The sequence below is a fragment of the Janthinobacterium aestuarii genome (genome assembly GCF_046113285.1).
Taxonomy (GTDB): Bacteria; Pseudomonadota; Gammaproteobacteria; order Burkholderiales; family Burkholderiaceae_D; genus Janthinobacterium.
The window spans coordinates 892,928-919,444 of record NZ_CP142524.1 but is presented as its reverse complement, the minus strand read 5'-3'; the positions used below and the strand labels follow the sequence as shown (position 1 = coordinate 919,444).

At 63.3% G+C, this 26,517-nt stretch carries 22 protein-coding genes; 6 read left to right on the top strand and 16 right to left on the bottom strand.

Features of this window, described 5'->3' with window-relative positions:
- Positions 1–7 precede the first annotated feature (7 nt).
- Together OX462_RS04130 and OX462_RS04125 are read left to right on the top strand one after the other, a co-directional pair.
- Positions 8–1,267 (top strand): DUF3426 domain-containing protein, encoded by a 1,260-nt coding sequence (locus OX462_RS04130; protein ID WP_409027844.1) that lies wholly within the window; start codon positions 8–10, stop codon positions 1,265–1,267.
- Positions 1,268–1,278: 11 nt separating this feature from the next.
- Positions 1,279–2,217, top strand: coding sequence for a carbohydrate kinase family protein (locus tag OX462_RS04125; protein ID WP_034780255.1), 939 nt, complete (start codon positions 1,279–1,281; stop codon positions 2,215–2,217).
- Between the two features lie 69 nt (positions 2,218–2,286).
- On the opposite strand, the gene OX462_RS04120 is transcribed toward OX462_RS04125, so the two are convergent.
- Complete coding sequence (locus OX462_RS04120) at positions 2,287–2,820, bottom strand: YggT family protein (protein WP_227742044.1); 534 nt, start codon at positions 2,818–2,820, stop codon at positions 2,287–2,289.
- Between the two features lie 367 nt (positions 2,821–3,187).
- Here OX462_RS04120 and OX462_RS04115 point away from each other — a divergent pair, with 367 nt between their 5' ends.
- Positions 3,188–4,210, top strand: coding sequence for a hypothetical protein (locus OX462_RS04115; protein WP_409027843.1), 1,023 nt, complete (start codon positions 3,188–3,190; stop codon positions 4,208–4,210).
- Positions 4,211–4,928: 718 nt separating this feature from the next.
- Here the strand turns inward: OX462_RS04115 and OX462_RS04110 are convergent.
- The 6 genes from OX462_RS04110 to OX462_RS04085 all read right to left on the bottom strand — a co-directional run bounded on the left by OX462_RS04110 (position 4,929) and on the right by OX462_RS04085 (position 12,384).
- A complete protein-coding gene (locus OX462_RS04110; RefSeq protein ID WP_034780261.1) occupies positions 4,929–6,080 on the bottom strand; it encodes a ribonucleotide-diphosphate reductase subunit beta in 1,152 nt (383 codons plus the stop codon).
- 118 nt (positions 6,081–6,198) lie between these two features.
- Complete coding sequence (locus OX462_RS04105; RefSeq protein WP_070218583.1) at positions 6,199–9,150, bottom strand: ribonucleoside-diphosphate reductase subunit alpha; 2,952 nt, start codon at positions 9,148–9,150, stop codon at positions 6,199–6,201.
- A gap of 391 nt (positions 9,151–9,541) precedes the next feature.
- Positions 9,542–10,153, bottom strand: a complete 612-nt coding sequence (gene ampD, locus OX462_RS04100; protein ID WP_070310136.1) for a 1,6-anhydro-N-acetylmuramyl-L-alanine amidase AmpD — start codon at positions 10,151–10,153, stop codon at positions 9,542–9,544.
- Positions 10,131–11,210: a sigma 54-interacting transcriptional regulator gene (locus OX462_RS04095; protein ID WP_409027842.1), complete on the bottom strand. Its 1,080-nt coding sequence runs from the start codon at positions 11,208–11,210 to the stop codon at positions 10,131–10,133. The genes ampD and OX462_RS04095 overlap by 23 nt, the downstream gene beginning before the upstream one ends.
- Before the next feature lie 119 nt (positions 11,211–11,329).
- Entirely contained in the window at positions 11,330–11,584 is a 255-nt protein-coding gene (locus OX462_RS04090; protein ID WP_070218586.1) for a PP0621 family protein, read from the bottom strand.
- Entirely contained in the window at positions 11,581–12,384 is an 804-nt protein-coding gene (locus tag OX462_RS04085) for a cytochrome C assembly family protein (protein WP_070288603.1), read from the bottom strand. Before OX462_RS04085 ends, OX462_RS04090 begins: the two co-directional genes overlap by 4 nt.
- 263 nt (positions 12,385–12,647) lie before the next feature.
- Between OX462_RS04085 and OX462_RS04080 the strand changes: the two genes are divergently transcribed.
- Positions 12,648–13,256 carry a hypothetical protein gene (locus OX462_RS04080; RefSeq protein WP_409027841.1) on the top strand — a complete coding sequence of 203 codons (609 nt, stop codon included), beginning with the start codon at positions 12,648–12,650 and terminating at the stop codon, positions 13,254–13,256.
- A 68-nt stretch (positions 13,257–13,324) separates the two neighbouring features.
- Here OX462_RS04080 and OX462_RS04075 read toward each other — a convergent pair whose 3' ends face one another.
- From OX462_RS04075 to OX462_RS04035, 9 genes are all read right to left on the bottom strand, one after another.
- On the bottom strand, positions 13,325–14,314 hold the full coding sequence (locus OX462_RS04075) for an ABC transporter substrate-binding protein (RefSeq protein WP_409027840.1): 990 nt from the start codon (positions 14,312–14,314) through the stop codon (positions 13,325–13,327).
- A gap of 192 nt (positions 14,315–14,506) precedes the next feature.
- The gene (locus OX462_RS04070; RefSeq protein WP_409028726.1) at positions 14,507–16,501 is read right to left on the bottom strand and encodes a MacB family efflux pump subunit; all 1,995 of its coding nucleotides are present in this window, start codon (positions 16,499–16,501) and stop codon (positions 14,507–14,509) included.
- A gap of 5 nt (positions 16,502–16,506) precedes the next feature.
- Positions 16,507–17,694, bottom strand: coding sequence for an efflux RND transporter periplasmic adaptor subunit (locus OX462_RS04065; RefSeq protein ID WP_099410762.1), 1,188 nt, complete (start codon positions 17,692–17,694; stop codon positions 16,507–16,509).
- A 91-nt stretch (positions 17,695–17,785) separates the two neighbouring features.
- A complete protein-coding gene (locus OX462_RS04060) occupies positions 17,786–18,127 on the bottom strand; it encodes a DUF3325 domain-containing protein (RefSeq protein WP_070218591.1) in 342 nt (113 codons plus the stop codon).
- Positions 18,124–19,827, bottom strand: coding sequence for a PepSY-associated TM helix domain-containing protein (locus OX462_RS04055; protein ID WP_409027839.1), 1,704 nt, complete (start codon positions 19,825–19,827; stop codon positions 18,124–18,126). Before OX462_RS04055 ends, OX462_RS04060 begins: the two co-directional genes overlap by 4 nt.
- Positions 19,824–20,105, bottom strand: coding sequence for a hypothetical protein (locus tag OX462_RS04050; RefSeq protein WP_083287002.1), 282 nt, complete (start codon positions 20,103–20,105; stop codon positions 19,824–19,826). The genes OX462_RS04055 and OX462_RS04050 overlap by 4 nt, the downstream gene beginning before the upstream one ends.
- Positions 20,106–20,221: 116 nt before the next feature.
- The gene (locus tag OX462_RS04045) at positions 20,222–22,420 is read right to left on the bottom strand and encodes a TonB-dependent siderophore receptor (RefSeq protein ID WP_409027838.1); all 2,199 of its coding nucleotides are present in this window, start codon (positions 22,418–22,420) and stop codon (positions 20,222–20,224) included.
- Between the two features lie 115 nt (positions 22,421–22,535).
- Positions 22,536–23,528: a FecR domain-containing protein gene (locus OX462_RS04040; RefSeq protein WP_409027837.1), complete on the bottom strand. Its 993-nt coding sequence runs from the start codon at positions 23,526–23,528 to the stop codon at positions 22,536–22,538.
- Positions 23,525–24,034, bottom strand: a complete 510-nt coding sequence (locus tag OX462_RS04035; RefSeq protein WP_099410760.1) for a sigma-70 family RNA polymerase sigma factor — start codon at positions 24,032–24,034, stop codon at positions 23,525–23,527. Before OX462_RS04035 ends, OX462_RS04040 begins: the two co-directional genes overlap by 4 nt.
- A 239-nt stretch (positions 24,035–24,273) precedes the next feature.
- On the opposite strand from OX462_RS04035, the gene ffh reads away from it, so the two are divergent.
- Together ffh and OX462_RS04025 are read left to right on the top strand one after the other, a co-directional pair.
- Positions 24,274–25,641: a signal recognition particle protein gene (gene ffh, locus OX462_RS04030; protein ID WP_034746567.1), complete on the top strand. Its 1,368-nt coding sequence runs from the start codon at positions 24,274–24,276 to the stop codon at positions 25,639–25,641.
- Between the two features lie 436 nt (positions 25,642–26,077).
- On the top strand, positions 26,078–26,473 hold the full coding sequence (locus OX462_RS04025) for an SWIB/MDM2 domain-containing protein (RefSeq protein ID WP_071650146.1): 396 nt from the start codon (positions 26,078–26,080) through the stop codon (positions 26,471–26,473).
- Positions 26,474–26,517 lie beyond the last annotated feature (44 nt).

Genomic DNA, 26,517 nt, shown 5'->3' with positions numbered 1-26,517 from the left:
CACAGCAATGGCCCTCGCCACCAAATGCCCCCATTGCAACACGATATTTCGGGTCGCTGCTGACCAGTTGAAGTTACGTGGGGGCATCGTGCGCTGTGGCACGTGCAGGGAAGTGTTTGACGGCAATGCCGCGCTGGTCGATCCAGCCGCGGCATCGCCGTTTTTAACATCCGCTCCCGGTACTGCCGCCCCGCCGTCAAGCAGTTATCTGGCCGACAACAGCCTGCCGTCCGCCACGGACGACGAACCCATCTACTCCCTCGACTTCGACACCTCGTTTGACCCGTTTGGCATCCTGCCGGAAACGGCGAAGCTCAAGGATGACGCGGACGATGGCGAGCACATCGAGCTGGATCTCGACGTCAGCCTGCCTGAAGAGGCAGCAGCCGACGCACCACCCGAACTCCCCGAAGAAACACCGGCAGAAACACCGGCCGAGCTGCCCGAAGCACCGTTGCCCCAGCCAATGGCGCCCTTCAAGCGCCGCCAGGTCGATGACGCGCCCGCCTTTGCCACGTATTTGCGCGATAGCCGCCGCGAACCGAATCTGGAAACTGGCGCCGCAGCGGCGCCGCCCGCGACCGAAAAAGTCAGCCTGGACAAGCCCGTGCCGCCTGCGCCTGCCGCAGCCAGCCCCGCGCGCCGCGAACCCACGCTGGCCGACCATGCCTTCACGCCGCTGCCCGCCGCCGTTGCGCCGGCGCCAGCCGATGAGCAGGAAGAACCGGTCCTGCCGCCAGCCGACGACGAACCGGCTTTCGTCACCCAGGGCCGGCGCCGCGAACAGAGCAGCAAGGCCCTGCGCGTGGCCATGGCCGCCGGCTCGGTGGTACTGCTGCTTTTATTATTCCTGCAGGTAATGACCACCTTCCGCAATCCGCTGGCGGCGCAATTTCCGCAGTGGAAGCCGACCCTGGTCACGCTGTGCAAGCTCAGCGGCTGCCAGGTCGACTTGCCGGCGCAGATCGAGGCGCTGGCCATCGAGCAGGGCGAGCTGCAGACCCTGAAGGAACAGACGTTTTCCTACGTCTCGCTGCTGCGCAACCAGAGCCGCAGCGTGCAAGCCTGGCCCAGCATCGAACTGATCCTCAACGACGCGAACGACAAGCCCCTCTTGCGCCGCGTGATCGCGCCGCGCGACTATCTGCCGGCCACTATCGACGTGAACGCGGGGTTTGCGCCGCGCTCGGAACAAACCATCAAACTGTATTTTGCATTAGACCAGCTCACGGCGTCTGGCTACCATATCGCCATCTTTTACCCTTAACAGGCACTATCATGACCAAAACATCGCTGATCTGCGGCTCGCTTGCCACCGACACCATCATGCAATTCCCTGGCCGCTTCGGCGAATCCCTGCTGGCCGACCAGCTGCACAAGGTGAACGTCTCCTTCCTCGTGCCCACCATGCGCACGGAGTTCGGCGGCTGCTCGGGCAACATCGCCTATAGCCTGAAAATGCTGGGCGGCGACCCGCGCATCGTCGGCGTGATGGGGCAAGACAGTGCCGCCTACCTGGAGCGCCTGCAAAAGCTGGGCATTTCCACCGCCAACATCCTGATCAAGGCCGACAGCTACAACGCGCAGTGCTTCGTCACGGCCGATGCGGACAATAATCAGATCAACGCCTTCCACCCGGGCGCCATGTCGTTCGCGCATGAAAACCCGATCGCCAATGCAGGCCCGGCCAAGGTCGCCATCATTTCGCCGGACGGCGACCAGGGCATGCTCAAGCACGCCGCCGACCTGGCCGAGCTGGGCATTCCCTTCATGTTCGATCCGGGCCAGCAGTTGCCACGCTTCAATGGCGAACAGTTGATCGACTTCATCAACAAGGCCACGTATGTGTCGGCCAACGATTATGAGATGGAAATGTTGATGGAACGCACGGGCTTGACCCTGCCGGACATCGCCAGCCGCCTGGAAGCGCTGATCGTCACGCGTGGCGAAAAAGGTTCGGAGATCTATACGGACGGCAAGCGCATCGACATTCCAGTCGTGACCGCCAAGGAAGTGCTGGACCCGACCGGCTGCGGCGACGCCTACCGTGCCGGCTTGCTGTTCGGCATCACCAACGACCTGGGCTGGGAAACCAGCGGCCGTCTGGCCAGCCTGCTGGGCGCCATCAAGATCGCTACCCAGGGCGCGCAAAACCATGTGTTTACGCCGGAGAGCATCGCCGAGCAGTTCGAAGCGGCATTCGGTTACCGCTATTAATATGTAGGTCGGGTTCGTGGGGGATGTCGGCTTACGCTACGCTAAGCCGACCTACGCCTCACATCACCATCATCGCAGCACAATAATCATCCCCACCAGCACTTGCGCAATCTGCAGCAGGATCAGCGCCACCAGCAGCGACAAATCCAGACTGCCCACCAGCGGCACCACCTTGCGGATCGGACGCAGCAGCGGCTCGTTCAGGGCCCGTACGAACGGCGCCAGCGGCGCATGCGGGTTGACCCAGCTGAAGATGGCTTCGATGATCAGCAAGGCCATGAAACCGTAGAGTATCCATTGCAGGAAGCGTTGCAGCGACTTGAGCAGCACAACTTCGACGGGAGCGCCGGAAATAAACAGCACCGAGCTGGCCAGCAGCACGATCAGGAAGGCGCCGATCAGGCTGGCCCAGTCATACCCGCCCACGCCCGGCACCACGCGGCGCAGGGGGCGCACCAGCCAGTCGGACAATTGAAACGTGAATTGCGCCACCGACGAGGGCGGCCGCACGCGCACCGCCTGCATCCAGAAGCGCAGCAGCAACACGCCGCCCAGCAAGGTGGCGATGGTATCAACGATCAATGTAAGGATAACGATCAGCACGACTAATTCTCCAAAAAAAAAACCGCTGTGTGATTGAGTCACACAGCGGCGTGTTGCCTCATCCAGGCACCCGTATCGTTGGAATTACGATGGGCGGGTGCTGGTTGGGAATGGCCAGGCTGCAGCCGGTGCCAACACGGTTTTTGCTACAGGTGCGATAGGTGCCGATGGCTTGGCGACAGGAGCTGCCTTCTTCGGTGCGGCCTTTTTAGGCGCGGCCTTCTTGGCGGCTGGCTTGGCGGCCACGGCGGCTGGTGCCGCTGGAGCTGCTGCCGGCGCTGCTGCTGGTGCGGCTGCCACGACTGGCGCTGCGGCTGGTTTGGCGGCAGGTTTCGCTGCTGCTTTTGCTGCCGGCTTGGCCGCTGGCTTGGCTGCAACTTTTGCTGCCGGCTTCGCTGCTACCTTGGCCGCTGGCTTGGCTGCAGGTTTTGCTGCTACCTTGGCGGCAGGTTTCGCTGCTGCTTTGGCGGCTGGCTTCGCTGCGACCTTGGCCGCTGGCTTGGCTGCCGCTTTTGCTGCCGGCTTCGCTGCCACCTTGGCTGCTGGCTTGGCTGCGGCCTTCGTTGCTGCCTTGGCTGCTGGCTTCGCCGCTACCTTGGCCGCTGGCTTGGCTGCTGCCTTAGTTGCTGGCTTGGCTGCCGGCTTCGCTGCGACCTTGGCCGCTGGCTTGGCTGCCGCTTTTGCCGCTGGCTTCGCTGCTGCTTTTGCTGCTGGCTTGGTCGCTGCCTTGGCTGCTGGCTTGGCTGCTGCCTTGGCGACGACTTTTTTCGCTGCTGGCTTGGCGGCCGCTTTGGCGGCCGGCTTCGCTGCTGCCTTGGCTGCAGGTTTCGCTGCGGCTTTTTTCACTGCTGGCTTGGCGACAGCTTTTGCTGCTGGCTTCGCTGCGGCTTTGGCGGCCGGCTTGGCTGCAGGTTTTGCTGCGGCTTTTTTCGCTGCTGGCTTGACTGCTGCCTTGGCGGCCGGCTTGGATGCTGCCTTGGCTACAGGTTTCGCTGCGGCTTTTTTCACTGCTGGCTTGGCCGCTGCTTTGGCGGCTGGTTTTGCCGCGGCTTTTGCTGCTGGCTTGGCCGCTGGTTTGGCTGCGGCTTTTTTCGCTACAGGCTTGGCTGCTGCCTTGGCTGCAGGTTTTGCTGCGGCTTTTGCTGCTGGCTTGGCCGCTGGTTTGGCTGCGGCTTTCGCTACTGGCTTGGCAGCCACTTTTGCTGCAGGCTTGGCTGCGGCTTTGGCGGCCGGTTTTGCTGCTGGTTTCGCTGCGGCTTTGGCAGCTGGTTTAGCGGCAACCGTCTTCGCTGCGGCTGCCGGCTTCTTCGCGGCAGGAGCAGCCTTGGCGGCTGGTTTCTTTACTTCTGATTTCTTAGCGGCTGTTGCCATTTGTCTCTCCTTCATCTGAGATGAGAAATTTAAGCTACAAGATTTAAACCCGTCCGACCCACCACAGGGATAGGCCAGGCGAATTATTCATCGGCACAAACGGTCGTTTGCGCTAATGAATTCGGCACCAGCTGAACTGCTGCAACTCCTCACGTTTGCAGCACTTCAGCCATCGTCGGTGCCACCCTGCTTTATCTCGCAGCTGGTGGCAAAGTCTGAATTCGGTCATTCGTTTTCGATGCCGTGCGTTTTTCGCTCCTCGCATCGCGCTCGCCACAACACCGATGCGTCAAATAAAAAACCGCCATGCCTGAAAAAATTCGGGCACGGCGGCAGACGAAAACGGTGTGGTTTTGTGCATATCCGTGTAAATCTGTATCCCTGTTTTGCGAGGTTTTTTCGCTACCGCGCTGGTTAAAAAACCCCGCATTCTAACGCTCGCATTTGCAATCTCATAAAGTACACGAAAACCTTGTCAATGCGCAACCGGCACGACACGTTTTCGCCCGCTTTTTTGCACGATACGCGTGCTATCGCACAATCGCGCGGCAAATGCCGCCGCCAGCGTCTCCGGAAATGCTTTTTCGGGTGTGCGATGCGGCCATGCGCGGCATCCGGAAATCCTGGCGCAGGCCTCGTCGCATGCACCGATGATGCGCGCATTTTTGCGCCGCCACGCACGCAAAAAAAAAGCGCCGTCACGATGACGGCGCTTGTTGGCGTAGCCTGAAAAAGGATTACTCCCAGTTCAGCGCACCACCCGTTTGATACTCGGTCACGCGGGTCTCGAAGAAGTTGCGTTCCTTCTTCATGTCGATCATCTCGCTCATCCACGGGAATGGATTTTCTTCCTGGGCGAACAGCGGCTCGATGCCGATCTGCTGCGCGCGGCGGTTGGCGATGAAGCGCAAATAGCCCTTGAACATCGGCGCGTTCAGACCCAGCACGCCGCGCGGCATGGTGTCTTCCGCGTACGCGTATTCCAGTTCCACGGCCTTCATGAACAGGTCCTTGATCTCTTCGCGGAAGGCGGCCGTCCACAGCTGCGGGTTTTCCATCTTGATCGTGTTGATCAAGTCGATGCCGAAGTTGCAGTGCATCGATTCGTCGCGCAGGATGTACTGGTACTGCTCGGCCGCGCCCATCATCTTGTTCTGGCGGCCCAGCGCCAGGATCTGCGTGAAGCCGACATAGAAGAACAGGCCTTCCATCAGGCAGGCAAACACGATCAGGGATTTCAGCAGCTTCTGGTCGTTTTCCACCGTGCCGGTGACGAAGGCCGGGTCGGTCAGGGTGTTGATGAACGGGATCAGGAATTCATCCTTGTCGCGGATCGACTTGACTTCGTTGTAGGCGTTGAATATCTCGCCTTCGTCCAGACCCAGCGATTCGACGATGTACTGGTAGGCGTGCGTGTGGATCGCTTCCTCGAACGCCTGGCGCAGCAGGTACTGGCGGCACTCGGGCGCCGTGATGTGGCGGTAGGTGCCCAGCACGATGTTGTTGGCGGCCAGCGAGTCGGCGGTAACAAAGAAGCCCAGGTTGCGCTTGACCAGGCGGCGCTCGTCGTCCGTCAGGCCGTTCGGGTTTTTCCACAGCTCGATATCGCGCTGCATGTTCACTTCCTGCGGCATCCAGTGGTTGGCGCAGCCGGCCAGGTATTTGTCCCACGCCCACTTGTACTTGAACGGCACCAGCTGGTTGACGTCCGTCTTGCCGTTGATGATGCGCTTGTCGTCGGCATTCACGCGGCGCGCCACTTGCTCGGCGTTCGCTTCGGACGGCTCGGCGCCGGCCGGCAGGTTCAATTCGGTATTTCCCAACGGCGCTTGCTGCGCCGGACGCGGCACAGCTGCCGACGTGGTTTCATCATCCCAAGACAACGACATATTCTTCTTCCTTTCCATGCCGGCGAGCCGGCGATCCGCAACAGGCCCGTTGAATCGGACAATACGGACATTGACAACATTGAATCAGCCCAGAAGTTCTGGGCTGACAACTAAAATCTTACTGGCAGGCTTCGCACTCTTCGAAACCGTCATCACCGGGACGCAGATAGCAGGCTTCGCCATCGGCGTCATCCGCCGCCGCCGCCACTACCGGCGCCACGGCCACTGCTGCTGCCGCCACAACGGCTGCCTGGGCGCTCTGTGCGCTGGCCGACATGCCGCCGTCGACTGCCACGGCGTTCAGCGCGCCCGTCTTGGAAGTCGATTTCTCCATGTGGGTGGCGGCGATGGTGCGCAGGTAGTAGGTGGTTTTCAGGCCACGCAGCCATGCCAGCTTGTAGGTCTCGTCGAGTTTCTTGCCCGAAGCGCCAGCCATGTAGATGTTCAGCGACTGGGCCTGGTCGATCCACTTCTGGCGACGCGAAGCCGCTTCCACCAGCCAGCTTGGCGACACTTCAAAGGCGGTGGCGTAGATATCGCGCAGGTCTTGCGGGATGCGGTCGATCTTCACCAGCGAGCCGTCGAAGTATTTCAGGTCGGAGATCATGACTTCATCCCACAGGTCGCGCGCCTTCAGGTCGCGCACCAGGTAACCGTTGATCTCGGTGAATTCGCCCGACAGGTTCGATTTCACGTACAGGTTCTGGAACGTCGGCTCGATACAGGCCGAGACGCCGATGATGTTCGAAATCGTCGCCGTCGGGGCGATCGCCACGCAGTTCGAGTTGCGCATGCCGAACTTGGCGATGCGCTCGCGCACCGGCGTCCAGTCCATGGCCGACGAGGAATCGACTTCCAGGTAACCGCCGCGCTCTTCGGCCAGCAATTTGACCGAGTCTTGCGGCAGGATGCCGCGGTCCCACAGCGAACCGGCGTACGATTCATAGCGGCCGCGCTCTTCGGCCAGTTCCGTCGACGCCAGGTAGGCGTAGTAGCAGACGGCTTCCATCGAGGTGTCGGCAAACGACACGGCGGCGTCCGAGGCGAACGGCACGCGCATCATGTGCAGGCAGTCCTGGAAGCCCATGATGCCCATGCCGACCGGACGGTGGCGCATGTTCGAGTTGCGCGCCTTGTCGACGGCGTAGTAATTGATGTCGATGACGTTGTCCAGCATGCGCATGGCGGTGCGGATGGTCTTGGCCAGCTTGACGTGATCGAGCTTACCTTCCTTCATGTGCGCCGGCATGTTCACGGAACCGAGGTTGCAGACGGCGATTTCGTCAGGGCCCGTGTTCAGCGTGATTTCCGTGCACAGGTTCGAGCTGTGGACGACGCCGACGTGCGACTGCGGGCTGCGGATGTTGCACGGATCCTTGAACGTGATCCATGGGTGGCCCGTTTCAAACAGCATCGACAGCATCTTGCGCCACAGATCCAGCGCCGCGATCTTCTTGAAGACGCGGATTTCGCCGGCGGCGGCCTTGGCTTCGTAGCCCAGGTAAGCCTGCTCAAAAGCCTTGCCGACCTTGTCGTGCAGGTCTGGCGTGTCCGACGGCGAGAACAGCGTCCAATCGCCTTTTTCCATGACGCGCTTCATGAACATGTCGGGAATCCAGTTCGCCGTGTTCATGTCGTGCGTGCGGCGGCGGTCGTCGCCCGTGTTCTTGCGCAGGTCGAGGAATTCCTCGATGTCCATGTGCCAGGTTTCCAGGTAGGCGCAGACGGCGCCCTTGCGCTTGCCGCCCTGGTTGACTGCCACGGCCGTGTCGTTGACCACTTTCAGGAACGGCACCACGCCTTGCGACTTGCCGTTGGTGCCCTTGATGTGGGCGCCCAGGGCGCGCACCGGCGTCCAGTCGTTACCCAGGCCGCCGGCAAACTTGGCCAGCAGCGCGTTGTCCTTGATGGCGTCGTAGATGCCTTCCAGGTCATCGGAGACGGTGCTCAGGTAGCACGACGACAGCTGCGAGCGCAGGGTGCCCGAATTGAACAGGGTCGGGGTCGAACTCATGAAGTCGAACGAGGACAGCAGGCTGTAGAACTCGATGGCGCGCGCTTCGCGGTCCGCCTCGTTCAGCGCCAGGCCCATGGCCACGCGCATGTAGAACGCCTGCGGCATTTCGATGCGCACGTCCTGGATGTGCAGGAAGTAGCGGTCGTACAGGGTTTGCAGGCCGATGTAGCCGAATTGCAAGTCGCGGTCGGCGACGATGGCTTTGGCCAGGCGCTCCAGGTCGAAACTGGCGAGTACCGGGTTCAGCAGCTCGGCGGCGATGCCCTTGGCGATATATTGCGGGAAATACGTCAGATATTCGGCGGCGGCGGCCGCTTGCGGCACTTCCTTGCCGAACACTTCCTTGCGCACCGTGTGCAGCAGGATGCGGGCCGTGACCTGGCTGTAGGCCGGGTCTTTTTCCATCAGCGCGCGCGCCGCCAGGATGGCCGACTTGTGCAGCTCTTCGACGGGCACGCCGTCGTACAGGTTCTTCACCGTTTCAGCCAGGATGGCGTCGGCATCGACGTGCTTTTCCAGGCCTGCGCAGGCGGCGTTGATCAGGTCGCGCACTTCCTGCATGTCCAGCAGGCGGCGCACGCCGTTGTCGGTGACATTTAATTGTGGTGCGGAAACTTGTGCGGACGCGCCTTGCGCTTCCTTCTGCAGGCGGCGCTCTTCCATGTGCTTGGCGCGGTACAGCACGTAGGCACGCGCCACATCGTGCTCGCCCGAACGCATCAGCGACAGTTCCACCTGGTCTTGCACGTCTTCGATATGGAAGGTGCCGCCGCCCGGATGGCGGCGCACCAGCGCGGCGACGACGCCGTCCGTCAGTTGCTCCACCAGTTCGCGGATGCGTGCCGAGGCGGCGCCCTGGCCGCCGTTAACGGCCAAAAACGCCTTGGTCATGGCGATGGCGATCTTCGAAGGCTCAAATGCCACCACCGCGCCGTTGCGGCGGATGATGCGATAGTCGCCCAGTGCCGCGCCCGTGCTCGCCACGCTGTTGGCCGCGCCTGGCGCTGGCGATACTGGCGTTGGATGGATGGAAATATCTTGTGGTGATTGCATTGAAGCTCCCGTTGTCAGCTAAAGTCAGCCTGCAGTTTTGCTGCCGCGTGTGTTGTTGAATAGAACGCCCGATGGTCAGGGTTTCTTCAGGTATTTGTTGCTAAATAGTAAATTTATAATGCATAAAACAGGTCAGTATCCATAGCGCCACACCGTACTGCCCGGCTGGCGCGAAACACGATCAAGGGTGATAAACCGCCAGTTCCAGTGCTTTATCAGCAATCCGGATAGCTTTGACAATAATTCTGAAAACGTCTGTGATGGCACTAGATATAGTCTTTACATCCAACTTCTGCACTAATTGTAGTGCCCATCGAAGGGCGATGCAATAGTTTTCCAGCATCCGCCGGCGTAATTTTTTGTATTTTCATATACGATTTCGGTTGACTTTTCAGGGCATGGATGGAAAGCCCAATCCCCGCGAAGTAAGCGCTAACGCAGGCTGCCCGCGCAGGGTTTCCAGCCAGCACTCTTGATAAAAATGCCAGTCAAAAAACGGCCCCGGATCCGTCTTCCTTCCCGGTGCGATATGCTCGTGGCCGCGCACATGGGACAGCCCGTGGCGCGCCACCAGCGCCGCCGTCAGCGCCGCCAGCACATGGTATTGCCGCCGCTGGAAAGGCACATCGTCCGCGCCCTCCATTTCGATACCGATGGAATAGCCATTGCACTGCGGGCGTCCTTCGAACACGGACGCGCCCGCATGCCAGGCACGTTGATCAGTAGAAACATATTGCAACAACGCACCATCGCGCCGCACAAAAAAGTGCGCCGACACCTGCAAGCCACGCAGGTCGGCGAAGGAAGGATCGGCATTATAATCTACCCGGCCCGTAAACAAGTCCGACACATGCGGCCCGCCAAAGCGGCCACCCGGCAAGCTGATGTTATGAATCACCAGCAAGTCGACTTGCGCACCGTCCGGGCGCGCATCGCAGTACGGCGAGTCATAGCGCAGCGCGCCGTCGCACCAGCCATCTTCATCTATCGTCCATCCGCTCATCAAGTAAGGCTTCCTGTATCGTCAATTTCTGCATGCGGTAACGCAGCTGGCGCACACTCAGGCCCAGCTGGCGCGCCGCCCGCGCGCGGTGATAACGCGCCTGGACCAGCGCCTGCATGATCATGTCGCGCTCGGCCTGACGCAAATACACGTCCAGCGGCAGGACCGGGCCCACGCCATATGCCGCCATGCCGGGCAGGCACAGTTGCCGTTCCGGCAAGTCCGGCAATGCCGGCGCCGCCCGCAACGGCATGCTGCCCGGCGCGGATGGCAAGGCCAGCCCGTCGAGCGCGATCACGCCGCCGTCGGCAAAGGCCAGCGCCCGCTCCAGCACGTTTTCCAGTTCGCGCACATTACCGGGAAACGCATACGCGGCCAGGGCCGCCAGCACGGGCGGCGCCAGGCTCACGGCCCGGCGTGGCGACAGGCGCGCCAGGATCACCTCACATAATACCTGCAGATCGCCGCGCCGTTCGCGCAGCGGCGGCAGCGCCAGTTCGATCACATTGAGGCGGTAAAACAGATCCTGGCGAAAGGTGCCGGCGGCCACGCCGCGCGCCAGGCCATGCTGGCTGGCGCACAGGATGCGCACGTCGACGGCTTCGTCGGCACTGCCGCCCAGCTTGCGCACGCGGCGCTCCTGCAGCACGCGCAACAGTTTCACCTGCATGGCCAGCGGCAGGTCGTCGACTTCGTCGAGCAGCAGGCTGCCGCCATGGGCCGCCTGGAACAAGCCCTGGCGCTCGTGCAGCGCGCCCGTGTAGGCGCCCGGGCGGCAGCCGAAGAATTCCGCTTCCATCAGCGCTTCGGGTATGGCGCCGCAGTTGACGGCGATAAACGGGAAGCCGGCGCGCGCGCCCTGCGCATGGATGGCGCGCGCCGCCAGTTCCTTGCCCGTGCCTGATTCGCCGCGGATGGCCACCGGCGCGCCGCAGCGGGCGATGCGGCTTATCTGCGCGCGCAGCGCCTGCATGGGCAAGGAATTACCGCTCAGTTGCGGCGCCGGCGGCATGCCGGCGGTGGTCACGGTCTGCTGGCTGGTGCGGGGACTGGACATGGGAGCGCGCCTTTCTGCAATGGCGGTGGCGAACCGCCTGCTGCAGATGCTACGCCGGACGAATGCCGGAGGTCGTTACGATACGGATGAGCAACGCGCGCGAAGCTGCGCGCTTGCCCTTACACGGTGGCGTGCGCGTGGCTGCAGTAATCGTGACCCTTGGCCTGCACGTTTTCCGAGGCCGGATAGTAGACGCCGCAATGGGCGCAGCACAGCATCAGCTCGGCATCGGGCAATTCCTGCGGCCGGCCCGGCGGCGCAAACGGATTCGGCGGCTGCTGCGCGCGGGCGCGCTGCTGCATGCCCCGGATCTTGCTGCGGATAGCAAACAGCACCAGGAACACCAGCGCCAGCCAGAATAAAACACGTGTCATGCGAATCCTCGGTGTAAAACCACTTCCAGTACAAAACGGCTGCCGACATAGGCCAGCAACAAGGTGGCGAAACCGGCCAGGGTAAAACTCAGGGCCGTCTTGCCGCGCCAGCCGCGAAAGCGGCGCCCCGCCAGCAGGGCGGCAAACAATAGCCACGACAGCATGGTAAACACGGATTTGTGATCCCAGTTGAGCGCCTTGCCAAATAATTGCTCGGAGAACACGATGCCCGACAGCACGGTCAGGCTGAGCAAAATAAAACCGAGGCCAATCATGCGGAACAGCAGCTTTTCCATCGTCAGCAGGGCGGGCAGCTGGTCCAGCGCCGTGCCGATGAAGCCGCGGCTTTCGCTGCGCGTATGCAGCCGCGATTCCTGCAGCGCCATCAGCACGGCGTGAAAGGCGGCGATCGTCAAGGTGCTGTAGGCGAGCACGGCCACGGCAATATGCCAGCCGAAGACGGCCGACTTGCCTTCCATGCTGACCTGGCTGCCGGGAAAGGCCCAGGCCAGGCCGATGGCGATGACGGCGCTGGGCATGACCATGCGGCGCAGTCCATCCAGGCTGAAATTGCGGTTCTCTATCCAGTAAGCGCCCACCGAGACCCACAGCGCGGCCGACAGCATGGCGGAAAAACCGAAGCGCAAGGTGCCCGGCGCCATCAGGTCGAACCACAGGGTGGCGGCGTGCGCCAGCCAGGCGACGCCGGTCAGGCCGGCAATGAGCCGGGCACGGGACGAGGGAAGCACGGCGCACGCCGCGTACAACAGGGCGGCGATGAAAAAGAAATAGATCTGCATAGTTTAAGTTTACACCATAGCCGGCAAGCGCGATTCAAGCGACAGTATGGGCTGCAGGCAATTCGCCGCCAGCCGATACCGCAAGCCTGCCATGATATCGTGCCTCGGGCGCGGCGGGGTGGCGCACCCTCAAGATTTCGGCAATCTTTCCTGCGGCGCACTGCCGCCGCGTCACGGCCACGTTGCCATCTGGATGAGCCAGCCCTATAATTATGTCCATAGAGCAACAATCTTTCACTTTTCGCCACTCGCCCCCCACCGCCATGTTTTCTTTCAAAAAAATTTCCTGGACCTGCCTGCTGCTGGCCGCCTGCACTATATTAAGCGGCTGCATGAAAGATGCGCCGTCACAATCCACGTATGAAGAGTATTTCCGTACCTCGATCCAGGGCTATGACCTGTACAGGGATTACTTCGACATCGCGAAGCTGGAAAAGCTGAACGGCTGGAAAGAGAACGAGCAATATGAAATCAAGGGCTCGGCCGTGCTGCGCGCCAAGGTGGGCTACCTGGAATTGCTGGCCGACGTGGCCGACAAGCTCGAAGCGCAGGCCAAGACGGACGGCTCCGTGGGCATGACCATGGGTTTGGGCCTGATGGCGCGCGGCATGGGCGGCGAAAACAAGGTGTTCCGCGAATTCTGGATGCAGCAGCAGGAAAAGAAGGCGATTCCCGCGCCGCTGCTGGCGCGCCAGGCGGCGATGACGGCCGAGCGTTTCGAGAACCTGCTGCAATGGTCGGACCAGCTCGTGCAAGACAATTACGGCGCCATCATCAGCCGCCAGCTCAAGAAGGGCGATGAGCTGACGCGCATCTACACCTTGAGCTTCCGGCAGACGGAAAAAGGCTGGATGGGTTTTAACGCCCGCTAAGGCCACGCCTCCACAAAAAAACCTCCGCGCCATCGCTGGCACGGAGGTTTTTTTAATGGTTGCCTGATTTACTTCACGTTCAGGCTCTTTTTCGCCTGCTCCAGCAAGTCCGTCTTGACCCAGTCCTTGGCCACGGGCGGTTTCGTCATGCGGCCCACGCCCGTTTTCACCATCACGTCCGTGGTGACCTGGATATGCTCGGGCGAGATGTCGTACGAATACGGCGAATTGCTGATCGCGTCGTCGAAGTCATCCTTCGTGATCTGACCGCGGAACACGACTTCGCGCACATACTTTTCCGCCGTCGCCTTGTTGTCGATAAAGGTTTTCGTCGCTTCGACGAAGCAGCGCATGAATTTTTCCGCCACGGGACGGCGTTCCTTGTAGAACTTTTCCGTCATCACCATGGTCCGCACGGGCTCGCCGATCGGCGTGTCGTACGGTTTGATGACTTCGGTGCCAAATCCCTTGTTGATCGCCTGCGACGATTGCGGCTCCGACTGCATCATGGCGTCGATATTCTTGCCCATCAGCGCCTGGTTCAAGTCGGCGTAGGCGAGAAACACCAGCTGCACGTCCTTGCCCTTGGTTTCCGAATACGTCAGGCCCGCCTGCGACAGCTCGGCCAGCAGCAGCACTTCCTGGATGCCGCCGCGCGTCACGCCCACGCGCTTGCCCTTGAGTTCCTTGACGCTGGCGATCTTTTGCCCGGCGCCCGCCACCAGGCGCGCGCCGCCCTTGGCAAAACCGGCCACCACATAGATCGGCGCGCCGCCGGCGCGGCCGGAAATGGCCGCTTCGGACGCCGTCGCGCCCACGTCCAGCTCGCCCGCGATAATTGCCTGCATCACGTCGAGGCCCTTGGCGAAGACATGCTCTTCGACCTTGATGCCGCACTTGGGCGCGATTTCCTTGATGTACGACACGGCGCCGTAGTGGGCGAATTTCAAGTTACCCAGGCGCACGACTTCCTGCGCCTGTGCCTGCACGGCGCCCATGCCGAACGCCAGCATGAGGGCGGCGGCGATACCCGTTTTCAAGGTCAATTTCTTGTACATCGGCTTCTCCTGTGGTGGTTGGTGTGTGCCCGCATGGGCAGAACTACGCGAAACACTGCTTTTTTATTATGGGGAGATAGTACCGTGTGTTGAGTCAGGAGCAATCTTTTTTATGGAAAGCCTGCCTTGGCGCTGTTGCAGCAGCGCAAAGACAGGCGAATCCGGGAGCAGCAAGCCCGGCTGCATGAAGCGTTACTGTCCCGCCAGCGCCACCACCGGATCGAGTCCCGACGCCTTGCGCGCCGGCATGAAGCCAAACACCAGCCCCGTCACCACGGCGCAGGCAAACGCGCCGGCGATGGCGCTGAGCGAAAAGATCACGGGCACGTCCCAGACCAGCAGCAGGCCGGCCACCGTCACGCCGACCACGATGCCGGCCACGCCGCCCACCACCGACACCAGCACGGCTTCGGTGAGGAACTGGCGCAGGATGTCGCGCCGGCGCGCGCCCGTCGCCATGCGGATACCGATTTCACGCGTGCGCTCGCGCACCGTCATCAGCATCACGTTCATGACGCCGATGCCGCCCACCACCAGCGAGACGGCGGCGATCAGGCTGAGCATCATGGTCATGTTGTCCTGCGTCTTGGCTTCGGCGGCGATCGACGCGGCCGCATTGCTGATGCCGTAGTCGCGGATGCGGTGGCGCTCGAACATGGTGGCGTCGACCGCCGCCTCCACCTCCGTCACGCGCTTGACGTCGTCCACCGCCATCACCGTGTACGTCGGCTCGCGCTGGCCGAAGACGCGGATGCCGGCCGTGGAAAACGGCAGCAGCAGCACGTCGTCTTCATCCTTCTCGCCCGTCAGCGCGCCTTTCGCGCTCATCACGCCGATCACCTGGAACGGCACATTGCCGATCAGGATGCTCTGCCCCACGGGATTGGGCACGTCGGGCATCAGCTTTTCGGCCAGGTGCGCGCCCAGCACGGCCACGGTGGCCATTTCGCGCTCGTCTTCCTCGGTAAAGAAACCGCCCTTGGCCACGGGCCAGGTCTGGATCTGCGGCAGGGCCGGCCCCGTGCCGCGCACATAGGTCTGCACGTCGAGGTTACCGTGGCGTATCACCTTGTTGCCCGTGACATTCGGCAGCACGTGGGAAATGCCCGGCACGTCCTTGAGCGCATCGAGGTCGGCCAGGGTGATGCTGCGCCCGGGGATGCGCGAGCTTTCGCCGCGCGACGCCATGTACAGCAAGTTCGAGCCGAAGGCGCCCAGTTGCGCCATCACTTGCTGGCGCGTGCCCAGGCCGATGGCCAGCATGACGATCACGGAAGCGACGCCGATGACGATGCCGAGCAGGGTCAAGCCCGTGCGGAAGCGGTTGATCCACAGCACGCGCCAGGCGGCGCGCGCCGCATCGAGCAATTCCGTGCCCAGCGACGCGCCCGTGTCGTGCGCGGCGCGCGACATGTCCAGCGGCGGCAGGGCCGTCGATGTGGCGGGAATGGCGATGGCGCCCGAGTCCGCGATGATTTCGCCGTCGCTGATCTCGATCACGCGGCGCGCCTGGGCCGCCACCTTGCGGTCATGCGTGATGAGGATGATGGTGTGGCCCGCGTCGGCCAGTTCGCCCAAGAGGGCCATGACTTCGGTGCCGCTGCTGCTATCTAACGCCCCCGTCGGTTCATCGGCGAGGATGATGCGCCCGCCATTCATCAGCGCGCGCGCGATCGACACGCGCTGCTGCTGCCCGCCCGACAACTGGTTTGGCCGGTGATCGAGCCGCTCGCCCAGGCCCAGGCGCTTGAGCAGCGCTTCCGAGCGGGCGTGGCGGGCCGCGGCCGGCATGCCCGCGTACAGGGCCGGCACTTCCACGTTTTCGCGCGCCGATTCGGTGGCGATCAGGTGGTAGCCCTGGAAGACGAAGCCGAACGCCTCGCGCCGCAGCCACGCCAGTTCATCGGGATTCAGGCTGGCCACGTCCTGGCCGGCGAAGCGGTAGCTGCCGTCGCTGGGCCGGTCCAGGCACCCGAGCAAATGCATCAGGGTCGACTTGCCGGAACCGGACGCACCGACGATGGCGACGAATTCGCCGGCGCCGATAGCCAGGGTCAGGCCGCGCAGCACTTCCACGGCCGGCGCGCCATCATGGCCGCCGTAGCGCTTGCGGATGCCTTGCAATTCAATCAACGGCGCCGCTTGGTCCGGCTGTCCCGCTTGTCCCAGCGACGCGGCCTCGCTCATCGCGCTCACAGCTGGAACCTGCTGCTGCCGCTGCCGGCCGGCTGCTCGCCCGTGACCAGCAATTCGCCTTCGCGCAAGCCTTGCAGCACTTCCGCGCTGAGGCGGTTGCGCACGCCCACGGTGACGGCGCGCGTATCGACCTTGCCGTCCGCATCCATCACGCGGGCCGTGAACTGCCCCGGCTTGGCGCCTTCTTCCGTCGATGGTTTCAGGGCCGGCAAGGGCACGGCCAGCACATTGTTCGCCGCTGCCGTGACAAACACCACTTGCGCCGTCATCTGCGGCATCAATTCGCCATCGGCGTTATCGACGTCGAACAGCACGGTATACAAGATCACCTTGCTGGTCGACGGCGCCAGGGCCGTGCCGGCGGCGGAACCACCGGGCACCGGCGGCGCCGGCAGCACTTGCCGCACCTTGCCGCTCCAGCGCCGCTGGTCGCCGCCCAGGGTGGTGAAGTACACGGGCATGTCCGGGCGCACGCGGCGCACGTCCGCTTCCGACACTTCCGTCCATACGGTCATGGCCGACAGGTCGGCGATGCGCAGGATGTTCGGCGTCTGGTAGGTGGCGTTCAGGGTTTGCCCTTCCTTCGCGTCCAGGCCCACCACCTTGCCGGCCATGGGCGCGTAGATGCGCGTATAGCCGAGGCGCGCCTCGTCCGCCTTCAGGCTGGCCTGGGTCTGGTCTATCTGCGCCTTCAGGTGGTCGATCTTGGCGCCGGCCGACGCCAGGGTGGCTTCGGCCGTCTCCAGGTCGGCCAGCGGCGTCGAATCGAACTTGGCCATCTGCTTCTGGCGCACGTGCTGCTGGCCCGCCAGGCGGTGCTGCGCCTGCTGGTCGGCCAGCTGCGCGCGCAAGCCCGCCAGGGCGGCGCGGCCCGCATCGACCGTGGCTTGCTGCACGCTGGGGTCGATCTCGGCCAGCAACTGGCCTTTTTCCACGGCGCTGCCGGGCTGCACGTGCAGGCGCGTGATCTGGCCCGACACCTGCGCACCCACGTCGACATAGGTTTGCGGCTGCAGGGTGCCGATGGCCGTGACGCTGGCCTCGATATTGCCGCGCTTGACGGGTGCCGTGTCGAACACGGTGGCCGGGCCGCGCGTGGCCCACAGTGCGCCGGCGCCAAACAGCGCCAGCAAGACCACGCCGCCGAGGATGCGGGCGCGGCGCGAAGGCAGGCGGGCCGCCATCAGGAAGCCGCCTTGCGGTTGCAGATACAGTAAATCGGTGTCGCCAAACGTGAAAAATACATCGGTCTATCCTTGAAAATAGCGGTGGACATCACCGCAGGAACGTCACAAGACCTGCCAGCGCGGCGACGGCTGCCAGCAGGGAACTACGCAACAGCAATCGGGGCGCATACGGCAGCAGCAGGGCCACCAGCAGCGCGCCGGCCGAAATGAAACCCAGCCAGGCGACGACGCCGACGGTGGCGCTCCAGCCGGCCACGCAAGGCCAGATGGCCAGCGCCAGCAGGACGGCACCCGCCAGCTGCAGCGCGCGCCGCACGTTCGGCGCCGCGTCCCTGCCCCAGACCTGGCCATGGTGGCGGTCCATCGCCAGGGAGAGGCTGGCCATGCCCGCATACGACAGGCCCAGCGCGCACAGGATGGTGTTAATCATGACTGTCCTTCCGTAGTGACGTGCAGGCTGACCGAGGGCGTAGCGCTTTCCTTGGCAGCAGCCTTTTTCACCGGTTTTTCCTTGCGCTGGTGGACTTTCCACGCGCCCCAGGCGGCCAGCAGGCCGAAGGCCATGCTGCCCAGCTCCACGCCGGCGCTTTCCCAGTCGCCGCGCGCGATTTGCGCCGCCAGGTTGTCGCCCGTGCTCAGGACATTGAGCACAGGCAGCAGCAGGCACAGGGCGGCCAGCAAGCCCAGTTGCTCGATCCACGCGCGCTTTTCCGCGCGCACGCAGGCGTGCACGAGCATCAAAAACCACACGCCGAAGAAGGCGCGCACTTCCCAGCCGGCGCGGTGCTCGAGGCCGACGGGGATCAAACGGTTCGCCCACAGGAAGCCCACGCAGGCGATGGACAGGCCGGCAATCGCCGCCACGTTCAGGCATTCGATGACGCGGTAGACGCGCTGCGTGTAAGCGCCGAACTCGCCGCCCGACTTCTGGCGGCGCTTGACCATGAACATGATCGCACCCGTGCCCATCATGGCCGTGCCGGCCAGGCCGCAGAAGAAGTACAGCCAGCGCATGGGCGTGCCGCCAAAACCCACCATGTGCAGATTCGACATGACGGAGCGCGTCAGGCCCGCGCCGCCCGTGTCGGACGCGCCGGGCAGGCGCAAGGCGGTCTGCTCGCCCGTGGCCAGCGCATAGCAAGCCCTGCCCGTGTTGGCGCTGATGCGTTCCATCGTATCCGTCTCTTCATTCCAGCCGTACATGCACACGCGCATGGAGGCGTCGTTCGGATTGTCCAGTACCACGGCGCGGATTTCCTGGCCGATGGACTGTTCGGCGCGCTGCGCGAACGATTCCAGCGCGGGAATGGCCAGCGGCTGGCCCGTCTTCACGGGTTTTCCCGCGTCGTTCCAGTCGCTCAAAAAGGCTTTCTTGGGATTGTCCATGCCGTATTGCGCGGCCACGGGGGCCGGCACATAGTCATCGCTGAAAAATGCCAGGCCCGTGTAGGCGATCATGAACTGGAACGGCAAGGTCAGCACGGCCACGGCGTTGTGCGCGTCGAGCCACGAGCGCTGGCCCTTGGCCGGGCGGAAGGTGAAGAAATCCTTGAAGATGCGCTTGTGCGTGATGACGCCGCTCACGAGCGCCACCAGCATGATCATGGTGGTGATGCCGACGATCCAGACGCCGATGCGCCCCGCGTGCAGCTCGTAGTGGAAATCGACGAAATGGTGGCCGCCGATGGTTTCCCGTTCCGTTGCCTCGCGCGCATGTTCGATGACGGCGCCCGTCAGCGGATCGAGCTCCGCCGAGCCATAGCCGCCGCTGGGTTGGAACCAGTAGGCGGACAGGCCGTGGCCGGGGCGCTGCACGGGCCAGATTTCCCACATGTCCGCCTTCGGGTGTTCCTTCGCCATGAAATCGAGCGCCAGCTCCAGGCGGTGGCCACGGTCCGTGACCTTCGGCAACGGCGGATCGTTCGCATGCGCCGCTTCTTCCAACGCGTGTTCGGGCGTCATCCAGTGCCCGATCGGGTCGTCGAAGACGGCCAGGGTGCCGGTCAGGAAGATGGCGAACAGCAGCCAGGAAATCCACAGGCCGCTCCACGTATGCAGCCAGGCCATGGCCTGGCGCAGGCCGCCCTGCTGCGGCGTTTTCACCACTTTGTCTGCCTTGACGGCGTTCATGCTGCACCCCGCGACAGCAGCAGGCCGATGCCGCCGCACAGGATCGCTGGCAACAGCATGCCCAGCCAGGCGCGGCGCAGGTCCTGCACGGCAAAGACCCAGATCACGGCGCAGGTGTAGACGACAAAGGCGCTCAGGGTCGCCGTCAGCACGGCTTCGGCGCGCGACAGCGGCAGCACGGCCGCCAGCAGCACGGCCACGCCGGACGTGAGCGCATAGCCGCCAAAGACGGCGGCAAGCACGCGCGAGAACAACATCATGTTGGCCGACTTCATCATCGCGGCACTCCCCGTGGCATACGCCGGCTCACGCCATTACTGGCGTGGGCCAGATTCAACTGCACATCCATAAGCCATGCATCCTTCATCAAGATAGGTCATTCAAAAGTGATTGTTTACAGTTTGTAGTTCAATGTCAGCATCACGTTGCGCGGCGCCCCGACCAGGTTGCCGAAGACATCGGAATAGATGCTCTGGTAATAGCGCTTGTCCAGCGCATTGTTGACGTTCAGGCGCAGCTCGGCGCGGCTGTCGATCTGCCAGGCCGCGTTCAGGCCCACGATCGCATAGCGGCCCTGGCGCAGATGGTAGGTGCCGTCGCTCGACTCGGTCGCGCCCTGCCCGTACACCGACGCGCCGACGCGCCAGCCCTGTGCCGCGCCGGACAGGCGGTAGCTGGTGGCCAGCTTGAGCTGCTGGCGCGGATAGCGGCTGTTGAAATCCTTGCCAATATTGGCCGGATCGCTGTCGCGCGTGAATTGCGCCTTCACATACGTAAAACCGGCCGACAGCTGCCAGTCCGGCGTCAGCGCGCCCGCCACGTCCAGTTCCACGCCTTCGCTGCGCACTTCGCCCGACGCGCGCTGGCAATAGCCCCAGGTGCTGCCGGGGCAGGGATTCGGACCGGCCAGGTCGTCCACGCCGCGGTTCTGCTGGCGGATCTGGAACACGGCCGCGCTGGCATTGAGGGCGCCGCCGAAGTATTCGCCTTTCACGCCCGCTTCATAGTTGGTGCCGCTGATCGGCTTCAACGGCTGCGCATTGGCATCGGTGGACGCCTGCGGCTGGAAGATCTCGGTCCAGCTGGCGTACACGGAATGCTGCTTGTCGAGGTCATACACGACACCGGCGTACGGCGTGAATTCGCGCGCCACCGAGTAGCCGGCATCGTCCTTGTACCAGCTCACGCGCCCGCCCAGCACCAGCGACAGCGGCTCGGTCAGGCGCAGGCGCGTGCCCGCATACACGCCGCTTTGCTCGGTAATGCTGGCCGTGCGCCACTGCGCGTAATTGATGACGGGGCGCGCCACGCTGCCCGCGTCCCAGTGGAACGGGTCGAGCACGGGCGCAGCCGCGCCCCAGCTGTACGGCGCCCAGCCGCCATAGCTGTTTTTCGACGAACGGCGGTGGCTGGCGCCGACCGTCAGCTCGTGCTCGCGGCCGAACAGGCTGTAGCTGCCGCTGGCATAGGCGTCATAGCTGGTGTTGGCCAGTTCGGCGCGGTAGCTTTGCGAATTGAAACGCAGGGTGTCGCCGCGGCGGTTGATGCCGGAAAAGGTCGTGTCGATCTCGGGCGTCTTGCGCGTGGCCGCCAGCTTGGCCTTCCAGCCGTTGGCGAAGCGGTGTTCCAGTTCGGCGAAGATGGTTTTATCGGTCTGGCGCCAGCCGTCGAAATCGCTGCCCAGGTAGGTGGAACGGGGCAAATGCAAAAAGCGGCCGTCGGCGGCCGTCACCACGCCCGTTGTCACGCCGTCGTTATCGGTCTTGCGGTAGTGGGCGCCCACGGTCAACGTGGTATCGGGACGCAGATCGGCCTCGATGATGCCGTACAGCTGGTGATTGCGTCCATGCAGCACGTCGACAAAATCCTTCTTGTCCTGCACCGTGACGACCATGCGCCCGCGCAGGGTCTTCGCTGCGTTGAGCGCGTTGGCCGCATCGGCTTCCAGGCGGTAGTTGCTCCAGCTGCCGATGCTGGCCGAGAACGACGCTTGCGGCGTGGCCGTCGGGCGCTTGCGCACCATGTTGATGGCCGCGCTGGGCGTGCCGCTGCCCGTCATCAAGCCCGTGGCGCCGCGCACCACCTCGATGCGGTCATAGATGGCCAGGTCGTCATTGTCGCCATTGAACGTGCCGTTCGCGCCCAGGCTGGTAGGCAAGCCGTCGAACAGGATGTTGTCGATTGGAAAGCCCCGCGCGCTGAAACTGCCCGAATCGCCCGTAAAGTTGCCTTTTTGCATGACCAGCCCCGTGATCGACTGCACGGCATCGTCCAGGGTCGTGATGCCGAGGTCGTCGATCTGCTGGCGCGTCAGCACGCTGACCGACTGCGGCGTTTCGCGCAGCGACAGGTTCAGCTTGGTTGCCGTGTTGCTCACGCCCGTCGTGTAGGAGCCGCTGCCTTCCGTCGTCGCATCGCGCCCCGCCGTGACGGACACGCCGAGCATGGTTTGCTCGGTCGCGGGAATGGCTGGCGCCTGCTGCGCCAGCGCCGGCAGGCTGGCGGCCAGGCACAGGGCCGCGGCAGCTTGCGCCAGCGGACGCAGTGAGGAGTGAGAGGATGGCAAACTGACAAAAGGCAAAGCGTGCGACATGAAAGTTCCTGATAGTAATGGCGTCATGAGACGGTAAAAAACAGGCGCCTACCTTGTAGGTGCCGCGAAAACGAAAAACGGGCAGCCGGATGGCTAAATATTTCTGCGCAGCGTGCTATGACGCCGGCTCGACACTGACCCAATAGCGCGTGCGGCTGCGGACCTGCACCGGCAGCGAGTTGGGCAGCATGTTCAAAATGCGCTGCGTGTCGGCCAGCGGGAACACGCCCGACAGGCGCAGCTGGGCCACTGCCGGCGCGCAGTCGATCACGCCGGGGCGGTAGCGGGCCAGGTCGGCCAGGAAATCGCCCAGGGTCACGTCGTCGACGATCAGCTGCCCGCGCGACCAGGCATGCGCATACGCAGCGATGGCGTGCGGCGCGTCCAGCGTCTGGCGGGAAAATGCCACGCCGCGCCCGGCCGCCAGCAGCATTGGCGCGCCGGCACTGTCGCGGGGACGGATTTCAACGGCGCTTTCCAACACGTCCACCGTGCTGTAGTCATCCTGCTGGCGTACGGCAAAGCGCGTGCCCAGCGCGCGCACCAGGCCTTCGCGCGTGGCCACCACCAAAGGCGCGGCGCTGCCGGCGCCGTGGCCGCTAACGACGAGGATCTCGCCGCCCAGCAGTTCGATCAGGCGGCGGCTGGCGTCGAAACGCACGTTGACGGCCGATCCCGTATTCAGGCTGAGCACGCTGCCATCGTCCAGCACCACCTCGCGCCGCTCGCCCGTGGCCGTGCGGTAGTCGGCACGCAGGGTGCGCACGCCGTCCCAGGCGCCCGTCTGCGCGGCCAGCATGCCGCCGCCGGCCGCCACGCCCAGCCACGCCAGCACCTGGCGCCGCTTGCCGTTGACGGCTTTGCGCTGCGTGCCGGCCAGCGCCTGCGCGGCCGCGCCGCGGTGCAAGCCGTTGAAGCGCCGCGATACCGCTTCGATATGCCGCCAGGCCCGTTCATGTTCCGGGTCGGCGGCGCGCCAGCGCTGCCAGGCGGCGTGCTGCGCTTCGCTGGCCTCGCTCGACATCAGCACGGTCAGCCACTCGGCCGCCTGCTGCTGCACGTCCTCGCGAATGGCTGGCGGTGCCGCCGGTTCTGCCGCCGTGCTCATGCCGGCAGCGAGAAAAACACCTGGCGGTTGGCGCGCGTCAGGTATTGCTTGACCGAGCTGGCCGACACGTTCAGACGCGCGGCGATCTCGGCATAGCTGAGGCCTTCGAGCTGCGCCAGCAAGAACGCCGTGCGCACGGGACCCGGCAAGCCGTCGAGGGCCAGGTCGATCTCCTGCAAGGCTTCCAGCGCCAGCAGCCGCGCTTCCGGCGCGGGCACCACCTCGGGCGGCAGGCAGGCGAGCGCCTCCAGGTAGGCGTCTTCCAGCACTTGCCGGCGGTAGCGGTGCGCCACCAGGCGGCGCGCGACGGTGGCGAGAAAAGGCCGCGCTTCGCGGATCTGCGGCGCGGAAGCGGCCGTCAGCACGCTGATGAAGGTGTCTTGCGCCAGATCCGCCGCGTCGCCCGCATTGCCCAGCTTATGCCGCAGCCAGCCCTGCAGCCAGCCGTGATGGCTGCTGTAGAGCGCGTGCAGGTCTTGTTGCTGTGCAAAATCGGCGGCCGACATGGCATCCCTTTCCGGTCTGGCGCGACGCGCCCACGAATGTAAATAAGAATTATTCTCATTTTAACCGTGTTTTTGACTTTCATGCAATCGCGGCATTGGCAGAAATACCAACTCATTCAAAAGCCGGCCAACCGCCAGGCGCTGCTGCGCGGGACCGCCAGCCACCCGCGATAAGGTAAAATGACGGCCATCGTCCGGCTTGCGCCGCCCACTCCCAAGCTTTTCATTGCAGGTTCATCATGCTAGATAATCTCACCCAACGGCTTGCCAAAGTCGTCAAGACCATGCGCGGCGAGGCGCGCCTGACCGAAGCGAACACCGCCGACATGCTGCGCGAAGTGCGCCTGGCGCTGCTCGAAGCCGACGTCGCCCTGCCCGCCGTGCGCGAATTCATCGCCAAAGTCAAAGAAAAAGCCATGGGCGAGGATGTCATTTCCTCGCTGACGCCAGGCCAGGCCCTCGTTGGCGTGGTGCAGCGCGAGCTGGCCGCCCTGATGGGCGCCGACCTGGGACCGGAAGCGTCGCAGATCAGCTTTGCGCAACAGCCGCCCGCCATCATCCTGATGGCCGGTCTGCAAGGTGTGGGTAAAACCACCACCGTCGGCAAGCTGGCGAAGTACCTGAAGGAAGAAAAGAAGAAGAAAGTGCTGACCGTCTCGGCCGACGTGTACCGTCCCGCCGCGATCGCCCAGCTGCAATCGGTCACCGCCCAGGTCGGCGCCGACTTCTTCCCGTCCACCAGCACGGACAAGCCGGTCGATATCGCCCTGGCCGCGCTGGACTGGGCGAAAAAGCACTACCACGACGTGCTGATCATCGATACGGCGGGCCGTCTCGGTATCGACGAAGAGATGATGCGCGAAATCGCCGCCGTCCACGGCGCCGTGAAACCGATCGAAACCCTGTTCGTTGTCGACGCCATGCTGGGCCAGGACGCCATCAACACGGCCAAGGCCTTCAATGATGCGCTGCCGCTGACCGGTATCGTGCTGACCAAGCTCGATGGCGACGCGCGCGGCGGTGCCGCCCTGTCGGTGCGCCACATCACGGGCAAACCGATCAAGTTTGCCGGTGTCTCGGAAAAACTCGACGGCCTGGAAGCATTCGATCCGACCCGCATGGCCAACCGCATTCTCGGCATGGGCGACATCCTCGCGCTGGTCGAAGAGGCGCGCAAGGGCGTCGACAGCAAGGCGGCGGCCGATCTGGCGCAAAAGATCAAGGTCGGCGGCAAGTTCGACATGAACGACTTCAAGGCGCAATTGGGCCAGATGAAGAAAATGGGCGGCATGGCCAACCTGATGGACAAGCTGCCGGCCCAGTTCCAGCAGGCGGCGGGCGGCAAGAACATGGATCAGGCCGATAAACAGGTGCGCCGCATGTGCGGCATCATCGATTCGATGACGCCGCAGGAACGCGCCAAGCCTGAACTGATCAAGGCCACGCGCAAGCGCCGCATCGCCGCCGGCGCCGGCGTGCAGGTGCAGGAAGTGAACCGCATGCTGACGCAATTCGAGCAGATGCAGACGATGATGAAGAAATTGTCGGGCGGCGGCATGATGAAGATGATGCGCAGTATGAAGGGCATGATGCCTGGCATGAGGTAGTAGAAGGCTTCAAAATCCGCTGCGCGGTGGTCCTTGCGGCCGGCGATGCTCACCGTACTAAAGTACGGTTGCGCTTCTCCGCCACAAATCACCTCCGCTCGCTGTGATTTTGAAGGCCTTTTTTACGCCGCGTATCGAAAGTCGATAGATCAAAAAACACCGTTTCAAATAATGCCGGATTGCATTTTCATGTGTCCGGCATCACGCTTCCCTCCCTCCGCAGCGCCCCTCCCCGCATAGCCAGCAACCATGCCATTTACGGGTAAAAACCCCGTTCTGCGCTCCCAAGCGGTGCGCCCGGGCGACAGCATTGCCATTTCCCTGCTTTTTCCTCGTGAAAACGTGAAAAACACTTGCATACAAGGTAAATCCACACCAATATTAGCCGTGCGATTAATTGCGCAATTTCCCATGTGTTTGTTAAGGAGGCTCGAAGATGGCAACAGCCAAAAAAACCCCAGTAGCAGCGCCAGCCAAAGCAGCAGCAGCCAAGCCTGCAGCCGCCAAGAAAGCAGCACCCGCAGCCAAGGCAGCAGCTAAACCAGCAGCGGCGAAGAAAGCGGCAGCACCGGCAACACCACGCAAGCCAAACGCAGCATTCATGAAAGCAATGACGCCATCGAAAGATCTGGCCGCCGTTGTTGGCGCAGCACCACTGCCGCGCACGGAAGTGACCAAAAAGGTATGGGATTACATCAAAAAACTCGATCTGCAAGATCCGGCCAACCGCCGCATGATCAATGCGGACGACAAGCTGAAAGCTGTTTTCGGCGGCAAAGCCCAAGTCTCCATGTTTGAAATGACGAAACTGATCTCCGATCATTTGAAATAATCAGATACGCACAGGGCGTCTACGCCGTGTGAGTGCCCCGCCGC